Below are 23,251 nucleotides of genomic sequence, written 5' to 3'. Positions count from 1 at the left end.
ACATCATCCAACGAACGTCAGGGAGCACAACTTTCAATACACAGGATCTACACAGGCAAGGATGCCTGTCATTCCATTTCTGCCACACGTTTTCCGCACGGTTTTTTGTCATGTGCGACAGGAAGTGCCGACATTTTCAGAAAAACACCTATTTTCTTTTTGAAGAATATAGATGATAACTGCCTACAAGGGTTGATTACGTCCAAATCCCTTTAGAGTTGTCAGGCTCATAAGGCCTCTGAACCATTCCTGCTGGCTCGAGACACCAATTTGCCAGAAAGACGGAGGTGATGGTCGAGGCAGGCATTTTCTTCTGTTGATATGCCGCAACTTTGCGGCACTTGTATGTGTTCATGGCCTCCCCCTTTGATTCAATAGTCATTCATCTTATAATACGACTGTGGTAGCACTGTGTGTAGACCTTTGCCGGTTATCAGTTCAAACACCCTCCAGGTTTTCCTCAACGATGGAGAAGGGAAAGAGAGGGAACCCTTCACCCTGCAGGAGAATTGATATAAATGGAAAGGACACTCACATCACTTACGCTGTGGTTAGGCGTGGGATGGAATGGCATAAAGTCGTGGATAGGGCCACCGGCGTTTCACGATGCAGCCCTCCACCGGAATGCCTCTATTCTTTACGCTTTTACGATCTTCAGTCTCTGCCAGGTCGTATATCAATTCTTTGGCCCTGATCCCTTTAGTACGCCTAGTACAGCGATCATGGTCTTCCTGTTGTTCGTCAGCCTGGTGCTGCTTCACCGGGGACGAACCACCATCGTCTTTTTGCTTCATGTCTCCTCCTTCACGATCACGCTGTTACTGCTGATCAAGCATGGCCTTGACGATAGAATTCTCACGTTCCCAGCCGTCATGAATTATGTGGTCTTGACCTTCCTTCTCTACGGAATGCCAGCCGCTGTGGGAGTTGGAGTGACCATTTCTTCCTTGCTGGGAATCCAATACTTGCTCGTTCCCTCCGCCCAATTGGTTTCCGTGAGTTATCCGCTAGACCTCCTCGCAAGAAGTATGGCGACCCAGCTTTTCCAGACGTGGTTGATGGTCGCGCTCTTCGTCCGGTGGGGTGAAAGCGTCCCCCAACATTTTTCACTAAAGGTGGAAGGATGGTGGAATTGGTGTGTCCTTCAATTGCCGGCATGGGTTCGTGCAGGCACCCAAGCCGTGGGAAACATTCTCAAGGCTCCCGAGTTTCCTGATGATGAGCGGTCATGTCAGGCGCAGAAACTTCATCCTCTGCTGTTATGCGGGATCGGCTCGTACCTTATCGGCACTATCTTAGGACTGCGGATTGAACCGACCTATTTAATGGGAGAGGCACTGCTGAGTGCTTTGTACCTGGGCATTCACGGTGTGTGCTTGATGTGGGTCTTTCAGGGACACGGACGGAGCGCCACCCGAATGTTCTGTGGAATGTGGTATGTAATCGTCATTTTAGTCGCGTATGAATACGGAGAATTTCATCCACTGGCATTGGCCTCATGGTTTACCGCCATGCTGGTCTTTGTCTTAGTGTTGGACGCCTCGCCCGGGATAGGGTTGGGAGTCAGCCTCTTGGCAGTCTTAGGAGCGATGAGCATCATTGATATACAAGTTCTACAGTGGCGAGAATATCCGGCCAGGGCCTATCCCATTGGCATCATCCTTCTTACGACATTGGCGATGAGCCTAGTCGTAATGGGAACCTTTCAACGCACTCACCTGCGATTCCAGAAACAACGTCATGCCATGTTGACCATGTACCAGAAAATTATCGACGAATCCCCGATTGGCATTGTGTTGTTCTCAGCCGAAGGGAATATTCTTTCGGCAAACCCCTCAGCCTACGCCATGATCGGGATCGAGCTTGATGATATGAAAGCCCTCGCCTGTCGTCTTCATGCCATTCCCGAGTTACACATGTATCGTCACTGTTGGCAGAACCAACAGCCCACCGCATCATTCACGACAACACTGGATTCTTCAGAAGAAAACCCATCGGTTGCTTTGAAACTAGATGGCACCGTGCTGTTGAATGAGCATGGGAAGGTCATGGGCTGTCATGTGATGTTGGTGGATCTATCCCAATTTAACGAACAGAAAAAACAGCTAGAGGAGGCTATCGCCTCTCGAACGAAGATCAACGGTCTTCTCCATGATCGGATCTTAGAAGAGCTGAGTGCCCATCAGGTACTCTTGAGACAGATGGCAAAGTTACTTGAGGAGAGTTCTTCCGACATGGTTAGCTGGCTCTTGCCCGATTGTCTTCGGAATGTCGAGAAGATCATGGGCAACATTCGAGAATGCGTTCAAGAAGTCAGCCAGAATCCTGGCGATTCTTGGGCAAAGAGCCGGATAAAGGCAAAAGAACCATCTTCGCCTTCCCGGAAGAGCCCTGTCCAAGAGACGCAGGGGGATGGGGCGCATCGTGACACCATGATGAAGAGGCGGAAAGGATGGATCGAACGGCTGCGAAGATTGGCCTTTCCCCCAACCTTCACTACCGAAAATGACCGAATAGTGGCAGCACGTCTCCATCCGTTGCTTCTCGTGTTCTTGGGACAAGCTCTTGGGGCCTTGGCCTGGGTCAGCGCCGTAGATCCTCACCTCTGGGATTGGGGAATGAGAGTGTCTCTTATGGCCGTAGGAGCGGCTGTTGGCTTGCTGTGGCTAGAACATCAAAAGGCACTCTCCCTCGTGATTATTGGATACAGTCTCTGGAGTGGACTGTTGATCGTGGGAGTTGCCGTCTTGTTTGGCGGACTCCATCCGTTGACCTGGCTGGTGGCCGTCAGTTCCCTGTTTGGATTAGCGGCCGTGACGACTATTGCCAGAGGATTGCTATTGGCCGGGCTCATTTTAACGTTTCTCCTGGGTATTATTTGGGCGCAATCATCTCGGTATTCTCCGTTGATCGTGCATGTACAGTCCAGTCATGCGTTCCTCATCGTGACAGCCATGGTTCTACAAATCCTCACGGTGTTCATGGGATTCTATCGAACGATGCAACGAGCCAGTCTCCGTCGACAATCCACCGTCGTGAATTATCGTGAAATGTTAGATAAAGCACCTGTAGGAATCGTTGTGCGAACATTACAGGGAGAGGTGCAGAGTATTAATCAAGCTGCCCTGCAGATTCTCGAGGTGGATCAGCCGGAGAATCCTCATGCTTGTCTCGCGGCCTTAAGAAGAATCCCAGGATTGTCTGATCAACTCGCACAGTGTTTATCAACTGGGAGAGTACCGGCCTATGAAACAAGGCTTCCGGTCAATCCATGGGGCCTTGAACGAACGATACAGGTGCATTGCTCTCTCTTGGCTGATCATGCCAGCCAATCCATAGGATACCTATTGATGCTGGTGGACACCTCTCAACTTACGCTTCAAGCACAACAATTGGCAGAACACTTCCGAAAACAAGAACAGTTGGCCGAAAAACTCCACGATTCGATCTTACAAAACTTATATGTTCATGGATTGTGCCTTGAGAGTGTTGCAAGAGATTTAAAAAGGCATCCCGTACAAGCTCAAGCTTCGTTGGACAAGATGTTAGAAGAAGTCAATCAAATCATGTGGGATGTTCGCATGTCTATGGCCGGTAAAGAGTCAAGTAACCTGCGTGGTCTCAATTGGTTGGAGACATTCCAGAATTTTTCGCGAGCCCTCGAAGAGACAGGGACGATTCAGACTCACATTGATTGCTCCCAAACGCTTTTAGAATTGGTGGCCACCCATCAGGAAGACCATTTGGAACACATTTTGCGCGAGGGGTTGAGTAACGCCGTCCGGCATGGACAAGCGTCACGTGTATGGATTCGGACGAATCTCGATGAAGAACATGGAATGTTGCAGGTAGATGTCGTGGATAACGGGTGCGGGTTTGATCTGTCTCGGCGAAGACTTCAACCAGGACTGACGGGACACGGCTTGAAGAATTTGCAGACTCGCGTAAAAGAAATGGACGGGCAGTTAGTGATTCTCTCGCAACCCGGACATGGTACGGTCCTTCAAATTCGTATCCCCTGTGAGGCGTCTCTTAAGCCGAAAGCCGATGGAGTCACTTCTGAGGCCTCTTCATGGAGTTGAAACAGATGTGGGGATGATGTCTCAGTCAACTTGCAGATGACCTCCTTTGGTCCCACGCCTCGCACCCCCTACATCTTTAAGGCTATGACACGATCAGCCAAAGAAACCATGACAAAAGATTTTGCGCCACCATAATGCATTGATACATCGCCAAACACCCCCTCTATAGCTTCGATTCAAGAAACAGACTTTTCATTCAAGTTTTTGTACAATTAATGTGACTTACATCATACTAATTGAAATCCACAATCTGATGCTGCGGCTACGATCCAAAGGCAGATTGATCTTAGGACTTGTGTGGCTTCTGGGGGGAGGAGACTTTGGCGGGGTCGAGATACTCTATGCTCAGGCCTCGGTTGAACAGCTCCCGGAAGTGGTGGTCACGGCGAATAAGCTCGAAGAAAATCCGCAAGACATTCCCATCCCTATCACAGTATTAAACAAGCAAGAGCTGGTTGACCGAAAAGTCTACCGGCTCGAAGACCTCTTTCAACACCTGCCCAACATCTTAAACGCACCTGGAATTCTAGGCGAGCGGATGATCAATTTCCGCGGATTTCTCGCGGATACGTTCAGCAAACGATCTCCTGTCATTCTCGTCATCGATGGGATGCCTGTCTCGAAGTTTCGAGCATTCTCAGTGAATTTCGGGACGGTTGAACAAATAGAGTTTCTTCGTGGCGCGCAAAACACCTTGTTCGGACAAAGCGCGATTGGCGGGGTCATCAATATAACCAGTCAAAAACCGACGAATGAAGTACGAAGCCATGCGGAATTTTTTGGAGGATCCCGTAACTCCTACCGTGGGGAAGCGTACTTGAGCGGACCGTTACTCCAAGACAAGCTCTTCATGGGGATTGGATACACACATTGGCGAACGGATGGATTTATCCGGAATACCTTTCACAACGATCCCGCTTCCCCTTCGACCCATGGAGATCATTTGGATTATGAACGGCGCGATCAATTTCATGGCGATCTGGCATGGTATCCGACCGCCCGGTATTCGGCTCGTCTCTTTTTCAATCGAGATGTGCGCGATAATGGGCAAGGCCGTACGGCAGCTCGTGGAGTCATCGATGACCGGGTGGAGACCGTCTCCCATGATATCGACGGGTTCTCCAATTATGAAGTCAATTCGGGGACCCTTGGGCAAACATTGGAAACCAATTGGTTTGATGTGGTCTCCACGACGGGGGTCAATGGATTCAGCTGGGACCAGCGTTGGGATAATGACTTTGGATCTGGCGATGAAGTGGATGGACGGCCTCAGCTCGTGGATGAAGATACCATCACCGTCACACAGGAGTTACGGCTCCGGTCCTTACCGAGTGCATGGAGTAAATGGAATATCGGCACCTATTTCGAGTATGAAAATCGCGATTTGGATACCTCCTTTCCACGGGGACAGGTGACGCCAGACTCGCATGTGCAAGCCAGAACCCGGACGTTTGTTGGCGCGTTGTTCGGACAGGCGAGGATTCCGGTAACTCAAAAGATTGGCCTGACCATGGGAGCTCGAGCCGAGATCACGCACAGGAATTTCAAAAACTCTGTCTTTATCGGTAAGTTTTATGACGCCTCGCCCCCACAACCCTCGACGATAACTGACACCAAAGAGAACCACACATGGTATGCCTTCCTCCCAAGAGTGCAATTGGATTACGAAGTCTTCACGAACATTCGAATTTGGGGCAGTTATGCTCGTGGGTATACGCCCGGAGGATACAATTCATTAGACTTAAGCGATGGGACTTTCTTTCGGGTGACAGATGTCCGGTTTGATGCTCAAAGATCTCATGACTTTGAGGCAGGTATAAAATCAGAATGGTGGGATCGACGTGCGCAACTCAATGTTAATTTCTTTTACATCACGACGAAGAACTTTCAAACATTGGAGTTTTTCCCAAGTGGCGCGATTGTTGCGGGGAACGCGGGAAAGGTGACTTCAAAAGGGGTTGAAATCGAGGGTCTGGTGAAGATCATGCCCTGGCTGACTCTGAATGCCGCCATTGGGATTGTGAACGCCGAGTTTGATAAATATGATGCCGGGTTTTTTCAATACACAGGCAACTATGTCCAGGATACCCCGACGCATACCATACACATGGGCCTTGAGTACCGCCTGAAGCCCTTGATGGCACGTGTAGATTGGACTCAAATTGGGTCAACGTTTTTCACCAACGACAACAATCCTCAGTTCAAACAATCCACCTACGATTTGGTCAACCTTCGCGCAGGGTTTGAATCTGAGCATTGGGCAGCCTATTTCACGGTCGATAATGTCATGGATACTGAATATGCTCTTGAAGCCGCAGTGATTAACGATGCGGCAGGCAATGTCCTATGGGGAACTCCCAGGACGTTTGGCGGGGTATTCAGGTGGAAGTATTAGGCATGGAGGGCATCATCAGGGATTTCACATACTGGAAGGAAGAATGAGTTCCCTCCGCGGTGATGAACCCAATCCTCAGCTGGACATGAGCCCTGCCGTTGGCTAAGATCGGCTCATGCCAATCAATGAACAGATTCAGGCTTGGCGGCGCATGCGAGGCAATTCAGTCACGGCTTTGGCGAATAAAGTCGGGATGCCAACGGCAGAGCTTGAAGCCATTGAAGCCGGTAAGTTGGATCCTCCAGTCTCTGCGCTTGAAGCATTGGCGACTGCGCTCGGAATACCTCCGGGGTGGTTGTACAGTAATCCCACCGCACTCAAACTCTTACTGAGCGACCCTGATGAGAACGAGAACGATTGGACAAACGTGGATTCTCCAGATCCCATCCTGCAACTCGTCGCTCACTCGACGCCTGAACAACGAGACATGTACGCACTCCTCACGGCACTCCTTCAAAGTGAGGAACCCAAACTCCTGAGAGCTGCGGAAGTCAACCTCAGAAGCCTCCTCAAGCAAGCCAAAACAGCCACAGTCCCCTGGCAGAACCGCATACCAGGGCACTTTGAACCGCCCAGTGATTAGAGAAACAGCCCCGATAGAGCCGCAACGTAAAGGTAGGGTTTTCCTACGAACGAGCTAAACTGGGAAGAGCCATTTGTATCGTCGAGAGAAGTTCATCGACCGTAAATGGTTTTTGAAGACAGTAGACTACCCCCAGGATATGCCGGAGCCGGTCACTTTCCTGATCCGTAGAGGGTACGGTGCCGGAGATTGAGATGATTGGCAAAGCCGGCGAATGGCAGCGAAGCGCTCTCAGATCTTCCCACGCCTCTTCATCCGCATTGAGGTTATCGGCAATCACAACAGATGCAGGATTTTCCCGATGAAACGCCAAACCTTCGCGAGCATTGGCGGCTTCCGCGACAGCATAGCCAGCCCACTCTAGCGTTAAAGCAAGAGAGTCCCGGACAAACTTATCGTCATCTATGACTAGAATTCGCTCCATACCCTACCCTCCTCTGACTTCACTAAAAGTCGCCGCACACAGAAGATACACCGTCTTTCGAGAACAAACCCTCGTAATAACCAACTCAGATACAAAAATGCTCGATACGAATTACCAAAGCATCATCAAGAAATCGTAAGACGCTGTAGCCGGTGAATCCTCTCCCTGAAAATGTCAATGATAATAAATAAAAATCACGGTCTCACATTGATTAGGAATAAATACTTGAAAATAGAAACAGCCGCATATTTCCTCATGATTAGTCGCTCAAATTATGTGCAATCAGTGTACCTTTACATTTGTCTTATAGTTCACTCGGAGTTTTACTGAAATTCCAATAGGTTATTGAACTCCCTGATTTTTAAGCAATCGGTCAAGGTGAAGGTAAATCCCTTCACATTCGCGAAAAATTCGTCTATTTTTCACGAAAAGTGTTTCTATATTTTTACAGAGTGATCGATTGAATCGCTGGAAATCATCGCCCAGTTGCGGAACAAAAGCCATAGCGTCTGACAGACTAATCCCGTACTCACCGCAAGGACTCCGACGTATAATCCCGTAATGTGTCCGTAATATGTTCCTGAAACGAGGATACAAGCGCTGGCAATCAGATAAATTACCACAGCTTCCGTGATGCATCTTGTCTGATGCCCGTGGACAAGCCTCCCCTGTAGAAAGCTTTCGAACGCACTCAGCCCGGGCAACAGACACGCCAGCCAAATAGCTTGACTTCCCAACTCTGTGAGCTCAGGTGAAAGGCCAGCAACATCTCCAAAATACAACCGGGCCAATGGCGTCGCGGCAATGATGAGAAGAAGACAGCTTGTACAACACCCCAACCCCACTGCAAAATTTCGAAGAATTTTGACTGAACCTGGTGTTCCCAGTAACGCCACGACCACTTCTTGAAACGCAAGTCCAAGACTTCTGAGTGAGAATGAAATGCCTGCCATGACCGGCCACACAGCCAGCGAATCCAGGGCGCGTGGCATTCGGCTTAACGCGGCGCTGCCAATCGGCAAGGCTAACAATGCCAGAAGCGATGTCATCGCGAGGGGGACATAGAACGTCAGCAGACGACTCATCGTCAGTTGAGCGGTATCGTCCCCCACCTCAACCTTCATCCGCGCCAATAGGGGTTGAACCTGTACGTAAACAAACAGGGCTTCCGTCAACACGCCCAGCGAGACCGCAACAGTAGTCACGATGATTCCCGGAATTGTCCCCCATAGCAACCCGACCCCTAATACCCCCATATTGGCCGCCAAACGACATGCCGTTCCCACACCGATCAAACGTGTCTTTCCGTACCGAATCAGGACTCCCTGTTGAAAGCGTCGAATGGCGATCGCTGCCGTCCAGGGAGTCATAATCATCAACCCGATTCGCGCTGGCTCTCGAATCTGCTCAGGAGCGCCTAAGATTCCTGACACAACCCAGTCATACAACGGGGAAAACGCGACAACTATATGAAGAACTGTCAGCACGCACGCCAACAGAACCGTAAATCGGCGAAGAAACGCATACGACGTCCAATCCTTGGATAATGCGGTCGAGGCCGCTAACAGCATGATGACGGGCGCTTCGATGATCAACGCAAGTGGGAAGACAACCCCGCCATACGCTGCAAGGTGAATCTCGGGATCGGCCAGCCGAGCCATCACCGCGCTGACGATCGGAAGTTCGATGCCCATGAGCAACCAACTACCCGCCAAAGGCCACCAAAGCTCAAAGACTTTCCGATAACTCATTGTCGTGTGCATCGTCAGCAAGTCAGCCGCTAGTCTGTACTCATTCCGCCTCGAATTTTCCCGCTGTCAGCCGGACATGTCGACTCGCGACATCACTGGCCACTTGGGCCACTTGCTTGCCCCAACGCATCACACCAATTGTTGAGTCTGGCTGAAGCCGACAGAATCCGTCAGAAAGGAATAGAAGAGTGACGGGAGAACCAAGGAACACTCATATGCTACCAGCAAACAGGTCAAGGGAGCGACTGAGAAAATCTTCTTGAATTACAGGAGAAGGCTAGGTGGTTTCCGGGGGATGGTCTGACTCAGCTACTTCAGAAGGGCCCGGGTCCTCGTTCGTAACAGTCGCTAAGACACGATCCTCTTCATACTGAGGGTTGAGATTGGCGACTTCCAGTTCTACGGACTCATCAGGGACCAACCGTTTCAAATCCAATTCCGTAATCCAGCTTTTCACGTATTCCCGCATCCGAGTCCCCGGCCGGACCTCCAGTTGGGGAACGATGGCAGAATGGTCCCAATCCCGCCACTTATGGGCTTGAGCATGAAGATGGCGAACCGTCTGGTAGGTCTGCTGCACCAATTGTTCGTTCGGACCTTCCAGCGGAATCCGTCGGGATTCAACCAGATTCATACCAAGTTCGGCTTGCTGGGCCATGGACTCATGATCCTCCAAAGCTTGAGTACGAAGACGTTGGGGGATTTTTTCCATATCGCCCTTGCCTTGCAGAACTTCTTGCTGAAAATCATCCGTCAACGCCACGACCACGCCGATGCCGGGATAACTGATCGAATCCTGCCCCCCGACGAGTCGAGCCAGTTCAACATAGGACTTGGTCCGTTGATTCAACGAATACCGCCCAATCACCTCGACCTCGTCGATCAAGATAATCCAGCCCGCATAGCCCGCAGCTTGCATCAATCGTGAGGCGAATTGAAATCTCTGAGACGCCAACTCCATCATCGAGATCTTGCCGAACTCATAGCGACCCGCAATCCCGCATTCTTTGAGATACCGCTTGAGTTCCCCCACTCCCATGGGATCACCGGTCCAAAACCTGGCCATCCTATAGCCTAACTCCTGATCGGTTCCCATCCGTTCATGAAGGAAAAGCGTGGCGGCAAAACGTGCATCAATCCCGCTGTCCGCACTATTGACCCATGTGGATAAATGCTTATATTTGGGGTTCCACGCATCACACTGACTCACGACTTCTGACAGCACTTCGCCTTTCTTGTCTGGGATCACAGCCGACTCGATCGCCGCATTATACAGTCGAGCAAGATGATACAAGGGTGTTTCTTTACTGATCACAACTCGACTGCAGATGAAATTCGCAGCCAAGGCGACATTTTGAAGATATTCCAAGACGTGCGACTTCCCGCTCCCGAAGCTGCCTTCCACGATCAGGCCTTTCGAGCAGTGACCCGTCGCGATATTTTGCTGTGTGCCTTCCAGCAAACGCCGGAAGCGCCATTCGATTTCACCTTGGGGGCATCCCAGCGTCTCGACTACATGACGGTTGGGCACCCCGGCTCGCAATCCCTCAATGACATGACGCGCGACAAGGCGGTCGGCTTCAGTAGCGGTCTCCATCGATGATTCAACTTTGGCATATTCCCCAGGAAGCACAGTCTGTGATAAGCGGACCAAGGGCACGAGTGGATTCTGGCGATGTTTATCTCGGACATCATCCCAAATTCGGTGCTTGAGTGCTTCGTACCGGTCAACCCCCCGGCGCGTATCTGTCAGAAATTCGGTGGGCGCTTGTACCACCATCATAAAGCCCTCGAGTTCATTCGAGGTGTCGATAAACTGTCGCAACATATCATACAAGTCGAGGACGACAGCGGGACTGTAGTAGAAGGTGCGATCCGGCTCGGCGGGACGCTTTGCGACAAGATACCGTGAAATATCCACCGACAACACAATTCCACTCTTGCCAGCCAGTCTCAACCAATGGGTGAGCGACGAGAGTAAATAGCGAGCGTTATGTCGCATAATTTTCTGAAAAATGAGAGCCTTCTTGACACCGGAGATTAATCGAAGTTCCCCACACAGCCACTCTTTCACCGCCTCGGCCAACACGCGATCGGATTCCCCGCTGTCCAGCTGAGCCAAACACAAGCGGATGACGGCCATCCGAAACTCGCGGCACAGCTTCACATCATTGTCGATCGTATCTTCCAGCCAGGTTTGAATATCTCGACGCAGCAATGGCTCTTTTCGCTCATTCAGCGCTGCGACCTGATGGAGAGTGAACGCCTTTCGTTCGTCCGGCACCCGATAACCATGCTCCCTAAGAAGATGCACCACATAGTGATAGGCCAGTTCATCCCAATCCAACTGCTTAGCAATCTTGTGAAAAAGACGGTCAACCATATGAGCCTTGGTATACCGGGTATCCACCTTGACGTACACAAATTGCTCTTCTCTGGCATGACGTCCGAGCACATCTGAAAAAGCCTGATGGCTGTCAGCATCCGGCAGGACGACAAACTTGACCGACCCTCCCCCATCGCGTACGTAGCCTTGGAGGTACTCTGTTCGCACGATGCCCAGCCACGTTTCTTGATGCAGTGCAACGGAGAGGGCATGAGAATCGGTATCCTGCGAATCAGATCCAGCTGCCACTAAGTTCAGGGCCTCCGGGCTCACTGGCATATCGCTGGAAACGATGGCCACCTGAAAATTTTCCGTTGGGTTTTGTAACGAATCGAGTTCGGAGGGGTCCTCGTCGGATCGTAACGACTGCAAACGATTTAAGGCATTGATCAAATTACTCATATGAATCAATCATCCCTTCCTTTGGGCAGCTGTCAGAAACCGTGGAATCAGACATGTCCCACGACATCGTCAGGATCAATAGTACTCAACCCGCATTAAGCCTCTGGTATATACATCGGAACTTTCTTCATATTCTTAACGCTTACATGATGTTGCTGATCTCCGCACATTCCTGTCTCAGCTGTGAATCTCGTGTCTATTAGGGAACATTCCTGTGCCACACGCATAGGGGCAAGGAAAGAAAATTCAGCGACGAATTATTGAGATCAAGACGCAGATCTTGAAAAGAGAAGTGACCGATAACGGCGATATCATCACCGCGGCAGGTTACGAGGAACGGTTAGATTTTCTGAAAGTGATCTTTTCGGCTCGACCAGGAATAGCCGGTCACCCATCCAAACCAGGAAAGCACGACGACGAAACACGCCAAAAAAATCATCATCATGACAAAAGCGATTTTACTCAGCATTAGTTCAACCTTTCGAGTGAATCATCCTTTCGTAATCACTTATTGTTTATTTCGGAAGACAATGATGATAGCTTGAACGTCAAGACATGTCTGTATTCGGCAGTCGTCCATATACGTTTCATTGTAAACCTACAATGCGTCTTTTGTATACCGATATTGAAATAAGCATTCATCTCACTATTAATCAAAGCATATCCTGTGCCAAGAAAAAACCCCTTTCGCGTTTCTGGGCTGTTACATTTCTGTAAAATCCAAATTTTTCTGTGCTTCCCAGACATTTTCCATTAAACCGGAATACATATTTCCACGAGATTTCCGGTCACAAAATCTTCTCTAAGAACCTACAAGCCTCCGCATGTTTAGCCATACACCCCCGGCTCAAATCTTTGAGTCCGGCCTGAAGGCGTCGAAGGCGTAAATTCGATAGTCCCCGAAGATAATAGGCTGTGGCCTCCTCATGCGTGCTCAGCCCCAAGGTCAAAGCAGTGGACAAATCTTCGATCGCCCGTCGAGCATCTTTGCTTGCCGCATACACACGGCCTCGAAAAAAGAAATCATCTGGCCGGCGGGGTCCATCATGCTTTGAATCTTGAAGAACACGATTGATGTCGGAAAGCGCTTGAGACAAATCTTGTGATTGAAAAAAGGCATGGGCCCGTTGTCGATAACAATCTAACAGTCTTGATCGTTGAGCGATCGGAAAACCCGTTGTCAAGGACAAGCGAATCGACTGAGAAAAAGACTTGATGGCGGCTTGGTACTGTAGCTGTGCTGCATGCTCTCGTCCCTTCTCACAAGCGTCCAGCGCTTCAGATGGAACGAAAGCCTGTTCAATCGTTGAATCACGTTTCGCCCCTCCTTCAAACGTCGATTCTGCTTCTGCCTCTGTCGGATTCTTCGCGTGATTGTGATGCGGTGTGACCACAAAATTCGAATGAGGTAATTGCAGAGCTCTCCCGGAAACGGAGTTTTTCTGTTCCGGCCTTTCCCCATTTAGACTCATATCAGAAAGCTTTTCGTTACTCGCAGTTGACGAGTCCTTTGCAGGAAATTTCTGCTCGGCAGACGGCACTGATGGCTCGCGCCCTCGATCGTGAATTGAAACAACATGAACCTTGGGCTGCACGCCTTTTTGTTCTTGTCCCGTCGCTGTAGATTTGGTCGTCGATTCTGGCACGGCTATCGCTTCGATGCCGGGAAGGGGTATTTGAGATATCTCGAAACTTTCTTTAGAAAAAAATACGAATGAATCGTAAGGCCTCTTGCCTTCTGATGCCGTTGGATTTTGATCGACATGAAATGAAGCATCTTTGGGAGGCCTTCCAGCTCCGCCCTGTCGATCTGTGTTTGCATTCTGATTCTGAGGAAACTGAGATCCTAACGGCTCCTCTTCATCTGTTTTGACTTGGTGGGGGACTGGCGCCCGCGTGTGCAAGGCTACGTGAGAAACCTCGATTCCTTGCGGAAGGTTTCCAGCTTTACGTTGGCTAGATGGAATATTTTCTCGTTCCAGTCTTTGCTTTTGTGGTGCTTGAGCAGTGGCCGTCAATGCCTTTTGTTCTGATTGATCCTGCCCTGGTCGATCAAACTGAGCCGGCAGGACATTGCCCCGCCGCAAGGCACTGGAGGACGAAGGGTTGGTTGCTTGGAGTTTATGGCCAGTTGAGCTTTTTGAAACCCAGCGGGCGTTCTCATCATCACAACCTTGAACAAAACCGATGACGATTCCCAAGAAGATTACAGTCCATCTCGCTGGCCATACGGTTCTCATATTCATGACTCCGGTCACGTCTGCACAACGGCTGTACGCTGGATAAGGAAATTCCATGGGAAACCGGGCAAGACTCCCAGTCTCCCATTTCATGTGTCGGCAAAACGTGAGGAGAAATCGAGATGAGAATTCAGAAAGACGAAACTACAGTATTTTTTATGCCGAGACTGAACACCATGCCACCCCAAGGGCCGAACGATACCCATGGACATCCGGCTGATGCTCTTTCGGCGCTAATTGTCAGAACATTCGAGGGCGACCAGTTGTTCCATTGGCCCATCGGTCACTGAGAGACAGAGCGTTTTCAAGAGCAAACGATTCGCTGCGTCCGACTCGCCATAGACCCGTTCAACCATCTTTTCGTATCGCTGTTTCCGGTCTAGTCCCTGGGCGAGGCCGAGCAAACGAGCCGAATTGTCCATCGACTGAATACCCATATGATGCGTGAGCGGTGCGTGAGTTTCTTTTTGAACGAGTAGATTTTTCATGGGTGAACCCTTTCGTCAAATCGTGGATGATCTTGAATACGTGATCGTCATACTTCAAGATCAGCAAGCGCGATGCCAGGTGGCTCATTGCCGCTGACGATTCATTCCCCCAAGTGTATTCCGTGAAGAATCAAAAGGTTTTGGCAGCCGCGGTTGTTTTGAACCCTAGCCAACGGTTGGGCAAAAACTTGTATCTGAACAGATACCTCCCGTATCTGTTCAGATCCTGACAGTCACCGTCAAAAAGATGACATGCAAGTGAAATAGTCTCAAAGACTGTTCGGCTGTCTCAACCAGCTTGGCGGGCCTCACAGGCCTTATTGAGTGTTCTTTTCAAGCCTGGCCCAGGAATCTCGCAAGGCCACAGTCCGGTTGAACACAAGCTTCTCGGGCGTGGAATCCGGATCGACACAAAAATACCCCTGCCGCTCAAATTGATAGGGGATGCCTGTTGTTGCACCGCGCAGACTAGGCTCCACTTGGCAATTCGTCAGTACCTGTAACGAGTCGGGGTTGAGCACAGAACGAAAGTCTTCTTCCGCATTGGGATTTTCAGTCAGAAACAACGAATCGTACAGACGGACGTCTGCCGGAATCGCATGTGGGGCTGAAACCCAGTGGAGCGTTCCCTTGACTTTCCTTCCTGCTTGAGGGCCGCCCTTCCGCGTCTCGGGATCGTAGGTACAGTGGACTTCCAGCACCGCTCCTGTCAGTGGGTCTTTCACAACATGTTCACATTTGATGATATAGGCATACCGGAGACGAACTTCTTTTCCAGGAGACAAACGAAAGAACTTCTTCGGTGGCTCTTCCCGAAAATCGTCCTGCTCAATGTAGATTTCTTTCGAAAACGGCACCGTCCGTTCACCGGCAGTCGTATCCTCTGGATTATTCACCGCTGTCATAGACTCGACTTGACCCTCCGGGAAATTGTCGATAATCACTTTCAAGGGACGCAAGACCGCCATGACACGGAGGGCCCGTGCATTGAGGTCTTCGCGAACGGCATGCTCGAGCTTTCCCATCTCGATCGTTCCATCACGTTTTGCCACTCCGACGCCTTCGCAAAAACTCCGAATCGATTCGGGGGTATACCCTCGACGTCGCAACCCTTTGATCGTCGGCAAGCGGGGATCATCCCATCCCTTCACATGTCCTTCCTCGACCAACTGTAGAAGTTTTCGCTTGCTCGTCACGGTATAGCTCAAGTTCAATCTGGCAAATTCAATCTGTTGAGAATGACACGCGACCTGACATTCGCGAAGCACCCAATCATACAGCGGTCGATGGTCTTGAAATTCCAGGGTGCAGAGCGAATGGGTAATCCCTTCGAGTGAATCCGACAAGGGATGGGCGAAATCATACGTCGGGTATACGCTCCACGTTTTTCCGGCTCGATAATGGGGAAGCCGGCGAATACGGTAGAGCGTCGGATCGCGGAGATTCATATTGGGAGATGCCATGTCGATTTTGGCCCGGAGGACATGCGCGCCATCTTCGAATTCCCCATCCCGCATACGTGTGAAGAGGTCCAAATTTTCTTCGATCGAACGAGTCCGATACGGACTGTCCTTGCCAGGCTCGGTTAAGGTTCCGCGATTCACGCGAATGTCCTCGGCTGAGAGACTGTCCACGTACGCTTTGCCGCCATGAATTAACGTCAGCGCGAATTGAAACAGACGCTCAAAATAGTCGGACGCATGGTAGAGACGGTCGTTCCAATCAAACCCCAACCACCGAACATCGTCTTGAATGGATGTGGCATAATCGATCTTTTCGGTACTGGGATTCGTATCGTCGAACCGCAGATTACACAGCCCGCCGAGTTCCGCAGCAACGCCAAAGTTCAAGCAAATCGACTTGGCGTGACCGATATGAAGATGGCCATTCGGTTCCGGGGGAAACCGGGTATGCACACGTCCTTCCTGCTTTCCCTCCTGTATGTCCTGTTCGATGATCGTACGAATAAAATCTGTCGAATGTGATGTACCCTCTGCTGTCATAGTGCTCCTTTATCCCTGACACGTAGAACGATGAGAGGCCTGCCCATCGTATAGACCGTACTGTCCTGCTCATGCCATAGTACCGCAATCGCCATTCACGCAAAAACTCCGGATCAAGAAACGGTTGATATCTCTTTTATAAAGGGTCCATGCAGACACGCCGTCGACGACTTCTCTGGTTAGGATTCGCGAGCCTCCTGCTGGCCCCCATGGTGCTATATGGCAGCTTCCCGTTCATCGCGACGGCACTCCTACAAGAAGAACTCTCGAAGAACGGATTCAAGCATATCACGATTCAACTCGGCTATCCTCGCACCAACACCTTCCAGGTTCAGGAACTGGCATTTGAGAAAGACATCGCCGAAACCCTGTATAAATGTACATTACACGACATGACCTTTACCTATCGACTCACTGAACTTTTCAACGGTCAATTACAACACATCGCCATTGAACGCGGCTCCGTGACCATTGGCAGGCCAGTGGCCGCCGATGTTTCGACAGGGCAGGACGTGACAGATGAAACTTCCGCTTCCCCTGAACAAGCCCCTCCTCTCACACTTGACGAACTGCTCAAACCATTTCCCATCCTCCCCTTTTCGCAACTCCGGATTGGAGAGATCTCCATCCATCGTTCATCGGATGACAGTCCATTACAGAATATATCCCTCTCGGGAACCCTCGACCATCACGACGGAAAATGGCAGGCTCAAATCGGCGTTGACGGGGCAGAGATTCCATCTTATGAATTCACGCTATCGGGCACGTCCCTGGGTGATGCGATGGTGTCCCTCCATTCCCCCACAACTACGCCCTCGACTCTTGCGCAATTTTCTTCCCAAGCCAAGCCGGTTGCCGACAACACGCATATTCAAGGGACCCTGACGGCCAATATCGGCAATGTGATCACACTCGCCGAACGTTTCTATCCCATAGACCAGGAGCTTTCAAAACTGGCCGGTACCCTTTCATTGAGCTGGACCAGCACGATTCCGCAGACGACGAAGCTCGACACATTCATAACAACGGTAAGCAAAACCCTGGACGGCACCTTTCAGGTTCAGGCAACCCTCCCACAACTCCAAGGCCATGCGAACAATCTTAAAGTTGCCGCACAAGGCTGGTTTTCTGCCGCACATGACCGCGTGGCTTGGACGATACTCGAAAATTCTTACGCGTCGACCAATATTCGCATCGATCAAGCCATGATCCCGGAGCCCGCTCGATCGATTATTCCACGAAAGGACCATCACCTCTCTATCACGTTTCCCCGGCCTCTCAAAGGCGCTATCGAATTTCAGAAGCAGGCCCCTTTCGTCACGGCAGATGGCCTCGTTCAAAGCGAATACCGAATCCCTGACTCTCCCGTCAAGCTTCGCGCTTCGTTGACACATGCGTCGGGGCACTCGTTCGAAGATCTGATGGCTGAAGGAGAATTTCTGCTTTCCGGCATGTTGGACCGGCAACTTGAACCTGACATTCCAGCCAAACGACTCGAATGGAATTTTTCAGGCGCTCTGGCCATGAACAATCAAACCATGAGGGTTTCACTCCGACCCCGCTCTTTCCTCCAAGCCTCTCTCCCTCCAATCAAAGAATTTCATATTCCCGAAGCTACGCTCACATTCGTGCAACCATTCACCATATCGTATGATCTGAATCATCAGCTTTGGAACGCTGAACCGTCCTTTCTCCGGCTCACAACGCCTCAGATATCCTGGCAGGACATGACTATTCAGGTACAAGACACCAAACTCACGATGAAGCAGTTGAAAGGATCACTGTCCACATGGGAGACACAAGGCCAAGTCGTCCTGTTGGGAATCGAGACTGCGAACAAGAACATCGTCCCACCCAAGACAAACTGGAAGTTCGCGTTTTCAGCGCAACCACGGTTATTCCAAGTCAAATTTCTCGGACAGTCTTCAGACAAGCAATTATCGCTCTATGGACATATCAACCAGAACATGATTTCCAAAGAAGGCACTCTCGCCCTCAAGCTGACCCCAGTCAGTCTTTCGCCCATGGGGATCAACCTCAAAGAGATCATAAATCCGTGGCCCAATCCCGTCGACATCACGAGCGGACAACTCTCTGGGGAGAGTCAGGTTACATGGACAGTCCCTTCTGACTCCGACAGCGGGTCTTCCCCCCAATTAGCCGCCAAGGCGAACATCAGCATCGACGGATTGAGCGGTCATTATGACAACATCATTTTTGATAGCTTGAGTACGAACATGACGTTGGTTACGGCTGACTCTTGGGCGATGGCACAACCCGCCCCTGTCCGATTGAACAAGTTGGAAACTGGAGTAACGATTTCCAATATGTCCATGATGCTCGACTTAGAGGCCTTTCCAGGTTCCACGCTTCCTCGTGTTCACATACGGGACTTTTCGGCACAGCTGTTCGACGGAGAGATGGGAATCAAAGAATTTACATTCATCCCTTCCAAGGCCAGGCATGAATTCACTCTTCAAGCCAAAGGACTCGATGTCGGGAAAATTCTCAAACTCGAACAGCAGGAGGGGCTTAAGGGGACCGGACTTCTTGACGGGAACATCCCCCTTGTTTTGACTGAAGAAGGCGTGGAGGTGCTCGACGGACTCCTCTCAGCACGCCCCCCTGGCGGCATCATTCAGTATCATACGGGCGAAGGAACGGCGGATGTACTCAAGAACACGAATGAGAACATGAATTTAGTTTTGCAAGCACTGAGTAATTTCCACTATGATGTCCTGACGATCGGCGCCGACTACGATCATACCGGAACGTTGCTGCTGAGAACGAAATTGCAAGGAAAAAATCCTGCTCTCTACAGCGGAAAGCCGATTCACTTCAATTTAAACGTTGAGGAAAATATCCCGGCCCTGCTCAAAAGCTTGCAAGTCGCCAAGGACATCGAAGGCAGAATAGAAAAATTGATTCAACGTTCGGAGCAAACGCTCATACCGGGCCTTTATAATAGCGAATCCAAATAAATTCCAATCAATACAGACGACAAACCCCGCGCGGTACGACGTTGAACCATACGGAAATTATTTGAAATGGCTATAACATGCCATTCACTCATTTGCCCATGAACAGGCGACCAACAGTCACAAGCCGTCATCGTCACTCGAGAGACTCAACCTCTTTCACGAAGGGCAACATACTATGAACAGACGCCGTACGTGTTTCATTTCGCCTATCATCATGTCTCTGACCGCGTTACTCTTAGCCTTTACGAGTTGCACGCCGACTGCTCGAGTTGAAGTTGCCGCGCCCGAGAAACCCATCACTATTAACCTGAATGTCAAGATCGACCATGAAGTACGCGTCAAAGTCGAAAAAGAACTTGATCAAGTCCTGTCCAAAGATAGCGATTTATTCTAATCAGAATGGAGAAGAATCATGAAATCCCCATCACCATCTTCTTTTTATACAGCTCTCATCATGGCCGCCATGATCATTGGGGTCTGCATCAGCAGTCAAGGATTTGCCGCGACGCTCGAAGACGCCAAAGCGCAAGGCTATCTCGGGGAAACATCTAGCGGATACCTGGGGCTGGTCACGCCTTCGGCTCCAGCCGATGTAAAAGCTTTAATGAATGAAGTCAATCAGAAGAGAAAGGTCAAGTACGAGGAAATCGCCAAGCGCAATAAGACGAGCCTCAACGCCGTCGAGGCCTTAGCCGCGAAGACGGCTATATCAAAAACCCAAGCGGGACATTACATTCAACGGCCCGATGGGACCTGGCAGAAAAAGTAGGGTGGCGACGAGTCAATCATCGAATTTCCTTGAACGATGACGCAGGCCAGAGCCAGGCCGCTCCTCGAACACCGGAAGAATCTCCATGTTTGGCGGGAACTAACTTTGTCTCAACACGATCGGAAAATATCCATTTCCCCCAAATCTTCGGGACTTCCTCATACCATCGCTTCACATTGGACAACCCGCCTCCCAGAACGATGACGTCGGGATCGAGCAGATTAATGACCGAGGCCAAACCGCGAGCCAGGCGGCTCCCGTACAGACGAAGAGCCTGTTCGCTTCGAACATCGCCCTGCCGTGAACGATGATAAATGTCTTGTGGAGACGCATCTTCTTCTGTCAGCTGCTTATAGGCTCGCTGCAAACCTGAACCGGACAGGAACGTTTCCAAACACCCGCTTCTGCCGCAATAGCATGGCGTTCCAGGACGTTCATCGTCTTCCGGCCAGGGAAGCGGATTGTGTCCCCACTCACCCGTAATGGCGTTCGGTCCACGTAACACCTGCCCTTGCCAACACACGCCGCCGCCTACTCCGGTTCCCAGGATGACCCCAAACACCAGATGCACTCCGGCGGCAGCGCCGTCGGTCGCCTCAGACGCCGTAAAACAATCCGCATCATTGGCGATCCGCACAGGACGACGGAGAAGCCCCTCCAAGTCCTCTTGCAACCGATGACCGATCAAACAAATGGAATTCGCATTTTTCACCAAGCCGGTCGCAGGAGAAATCGTCCCGGGAATTCCGATACCGACGAGAGCTTCTTCACAAAATTCCCGTTCGATCTCCCGGACCAATTGACTGACCGTCTCTAACGTCTCACGATACTGCCCTTGAGGCGTCGGTACTCGCCGACGAGTTAATTCCGTTCCATTCTCAGCCAGGAGAATGGCCTCGATTTTCGTTCCGCCAAGATCAATGCCGATACGCATTCCGACCCTGCAACGCTGGAAATTGGTAAGTGGTGGATGAAAACCTTTTCGTCCTGTACGGAGGAAAACCGTCTAGAAGTTCACCCTATTGAACAGGTTTCTCTGTTTCATCAGGTAGTGCATCATACTCTGGAATCGCCAACCTTCCTTTGGATGGCCGTTGCTTCAGTAAAGGCAGGTATTGTTTCTGACGTTCAATTTCATGCTTTCGAAATTGTTGCCGGGCCTGTTTAATCTTTTCGAGCGCCTCGCTCTGCTCTTCGGGAGACATGGCCTTCCAGCGTTCTGATTTTTTGAGCGCTTCCTCAAAATGCGCGAAAGGAATCAGGCTTTTGTGCGATTGTTTCTTGGATTGCGGAGATGATTTTTCCTCTTTAGGAGTAGAATTTTTCGTGGAGATACTCTGTTGCTTGTCCTCGGCAAACAGCATTGGATTTCCATACAGACCAAGCATACAGAAACAAAACCCCATAAGTCTGATAACTCGCTTCATGGTATGCCTCCGGTGTTACTGGCCATCAGCTTTCGACAACGAGACTGGGTAAACGTCGTATCCTCGCATGGTCTCTGAGTACTTTTCAGGGCCACATTCCCTCGAATGGCCCGCGACAGAAAGAAGACTGAGAGATATTAATGATGGTAATTCGCTCTTGGCAAGGCTAGAGTATTTCCATGGCCCTTCGGGTACGAGTCTGCTCAATGATCTTGAACAATGGACCGGTCTTTTCCCTGATAAAGCACGTCCGGACAACGTTCGCTTGTCTATGCATCATTTTTCTAGGTCTGTTCCTGGTTTCTTCCGCTCCCGCCTTCGCCGGCGAGGAACCTTACACGCTGCAGATCGAGGTATTAGACCATGGGGCGGCACGGATACACGGACGCCTTACACTGCTCACCGATCCACAACATGCCTTTAAGATTCTGACAGATTATGAACATTGGAACGCCCTATTTCCTCAAGGCTTTCAGATTCAACTTTTTGAATGCTTGGAAGATTGTACGGTCATCGCAGACATGACGATCCCGCACGCCCTCGTTCCCTGGTCGACACACTTGCGGGTCAAGGCTGTTGAGCACCCTCCTCAGACCTTTGAGCTCCAGCTCCTTGAAGGGGACTATGAACAGTACCATCTCCGATGGGAATTTACTCAAGGAAAAGGAAAGAACATCACCCTCGCCACCATGACGCTTCTCTTGCAGCCCCAAGGATGGCTAGCAGCGTGGACCCCGAATGTGCTGTATGAATGGACCCTGAGAAATGGACTCGAAGATCACTTCGAACGAATCCTGACCCAAGTGTCAGTCGAATCTGCCCGCCAGTAGAAAACGATTTGAACCTCCTCCAGCCCTCCCCCGACTGACGAACTATAAACAAGGAGGGCAGACCATGAGCCGAACATTGCTACCCATCATAGTCTTTTTTCTTTTGTTTACCTGCCTGGGAGTCGCCTACGCCGAACGATACGTCGTCGTAAATGGTCACCGGCTTTCAATCCCTGAAATACAGAACCTGGAACGGATCCGGTGCGGTCCGATCCCCAATGGACGCTATTGGCTCAATATGTGGAATGGAATCTGGGGCTATGAAGGCAATCCCCACCCTCAGGGCCATATCACAGACAACTGCCACAGGCCTCAACGCCGGCCGAGCCTCTCCGAACGCGGCATGCTATTTAGCCCAGGCGATTGGATTCGATAACGAAAAAGGAAATACTGAGCCTGTCTGACCAAAAAAGTTCACACCAACGCTCTCTCCACGGCCAAGGCAGTGATTTATGTTGGAGATGGCACCAAACTGAGACTGTCCTCGACG

Annotated in this window: 16 protein-coding genes; 8 read left to right on the top strand and 8 right to left on the bottom strand. The window is 50.5% G+C overall.

All coding sequences use genetic code 11. The annotated features are described in order from the left end of the window. Positions 1-518 precede the first annotated feature (518 nt). The 3 genes from MRJ96_08420 (at position 519) to MRJ96_08410 (ending at position 7,060) form a co-directional block, all read left to right on the top strand. The gene (locus MRJ96_08420; GenBank protein ID MDR4501457.1) at positions 519-4,082 is read left to right on the top strand and encodes a PAS domain-containing protein; all 3,564 of its coding nucleotides are present in this window, start codon (positions 519-521) and stop codon (positions 4,080-4,082) included. A gap of 253 nt (positions 4,083-4,335) precedes the next feature. Next, entirely contained in the window at positions 4,336-6,477 is a 2,142-nt protein-coding gene (locus tag MRJ96_08415) for a TonB-dependent receptor (protein MDR4501456.1), read from the top strand. Positions 6,478-6,592: 115 nt separating this feature from the next. Next, complete coding sequence (locus MRJ96_08410; GenBank protein ID MDR4501455.1) at positions 6,593-7,060, top strand: helix-turn-helix domain-containing protein; 468 nt, start codon at positions 6,593-6,595, stop codon at positions 7,058-7,060. Between the two features lie 43 nt (positions 7,061-7,103). Here the strand turns inward: MRJ96_08410 and MRJ96_08405 are convergent, their stop codons facing one another. The 6 genes from MRJ96_08405 to MRJ96_08380 all read right to left on the bottom strand — a co-directional run bounded on the left by MRJ96_08405 (position 7,104) and on the right by MRJ96_08380 (position 16,754). Then, positions 7,104-7,484 (bottom strand): response regulator, encoded by a 381-nt coding sequence (locus tag MRJ96_08405; protein ID MDR4501454.1) that lies wholly within the window; start codon positions 7,482-7,484, stop codon positions 7,104-7,106. A 437-nt stretch (positions 7,485-7,921) separates the two neighbouring features. Further along, on the bottom strand, positions 7,922-9,235 hold the full coding sequence (locus MRJ96_08400) for a hypothetical protein (protein ID MDR4501453.1): 1,314 nt from the start codon (positions 9,233-9,235) through the stop codon (positions 7,922-7,924). A 277-nt stretch (positions 9,236-9,512) separates the two neighbouring features. Beyond that, entirely contained in the window at positions 9,513-12,023 is a 2,511-nt protein-coding gene (locus tag MRJ96_08395) for an ATP-binding protein (GenBank protein MDR4501452.1), read from the bottom strand. A 788-nt stretch (positions 12,024-12,811) separates the two neighbouring features. After that, the gene (locus MRJ96_08390) at positions 12,812-14,356 is read right to left on the bottom strand and encodes a tetratricopeptide repeat protein (protein ID MDR4501451.1); all 1,545 of its coding nucleotides are present in this window, start codon (positions 14,354-14,356) and stop codon (positions 12,812-12,814) included. A gap of 140 nt (positions 14,357-14,496) precedes the next feature. Continuing rightward, positions 14,497-14,751 (bottom strand): hypothetical protein, encoded by a 255-nt coding sequence (locus MRJ96_08385; GenBank protein ID MDR4501450.1) that lies wholly within the window; start codon positions 14,749-14,751, stop codon positions 14,497-14,499. 317 nt (positions 14,752-15,068) lie between these two features. Continuing rightward, positions 15,069-16,754 carry a glutamine--tRNA ligase/YqeY domain fusion protein gene (locus MRJ96_08380; protein ID MDR4501449.1) on the bottom strand — a complete coding sequence of 562 codons (1,686 nt, stop codon included), beginning with the start codon at positions 16,752-16,754 and terminating at the stop codon, positions 15,069-15,071. A 149-nt stretch (positions 16,755-16,903) separates the two neighbouring features. On the opposite strand from MRJ96_08380, the gene MRJ96_08375 reads away from it, so the two are divergent. The 3 genes from MRJ96_08375 (at position 16,904) to MRJ96_08365 (ending at position 20,504) form a co-directional block, all read left to right on the top strand. Continuing rightward, positions 16,904-19,735, top strand: coding sequence for a YdbH domain-containing protein (locus MRJ96_08375; protein ID MDR4501448.1), 2,832 nt, complete (start codon positions 16,904-16,906; stop codon positions 19,733-19,735). Positions 19,736-19,910: 175 nt separating this feature from the next. After that, positions 19,911-20,129, top strand: a complete 219-nt coding sequence (locus MRJ96_08370) for a YnbE family lipoprotein (GenBank protein ID MDR4501447.1) — start codon at positions 19,911-19,913, stop codon at positions 20,127-20,129. Between the two features lie 18 nt (positions 20,130-20,147). Continuing rightward, positions 20,148-20,504 (top strand): YdbL family protein, encoded by a 357-nt coding sequence (locus MRJ96_08365; protein MDR4501446.1) that lies wholly within the window; start codon positions 20,148-20,150, stop codon positions 20,502-20,504. A gap of 16 nt (positions 20,505-20,520) precedes the next feature. Here the strand turns inward: MRJ96_08365 and MRJ96_08360 are convergent, their stop codons facing one another. Then, positions 20,521-21,438, bottom strand: coding sequence for an ROK family protein (locus MRJ96_08360; protein ID MDR4501445.1), 918 nt, complete (start codon positions 21,436-21,438; stop codon positions 20,521-20,523). 85 nt (positions 21,439-21,523) lie between these two features. Next, a complete protein-coding gene (locus MRJ96_08355; protein MDR4501444.1) occupies positions 21,524-21,931 on the bottom strand; it encodes a hypothetical protein in 408 nt (135 codons plus the stop codon). A gap of 206 nt (positions 21,932-22,137) precedes the next feature. Here MRJ96_08355 and MRJ96_08350 point away from each other — a divergent pair, with 206 nt between their 5' ends. Beyond that, complete coding sequence (locus tag MRJ96_08350; protein MDR4501443.1) at positions 22,138-22,761, top strand: SRPBCC family protein; 624 nt, start codon at positions 22,138-22,140, stop codon at positions 22,759-22,761. Positions 22,762-22,825: 64 nt separating this feature from the next. Beyond that, positions 22,826-23,137, top strand: coding sequence for a hypothetical protein (locus tag MRJ96_08345; protein MDR4501442.1), 312 nt, complete (start codon positions 22,826-22,828; stop codon positions 23,135-23,137). Positions 23,138-23,251 lie beyond the last annotated feature (114 nt).

The organism is Nitrospirales bacterium (assembly GCA_031315865.1).
Taxonomy (GTDB): Bacteria; Nitrospirota; Nitrospiria; order Nitrospirales; family UBA8639; genus JAGQKC01.
The sequence above is the reverse complement of the archived record's forward strand: the minus strand, read 5'-3'. Positions and strand labels throughout refer to the sequence as shown.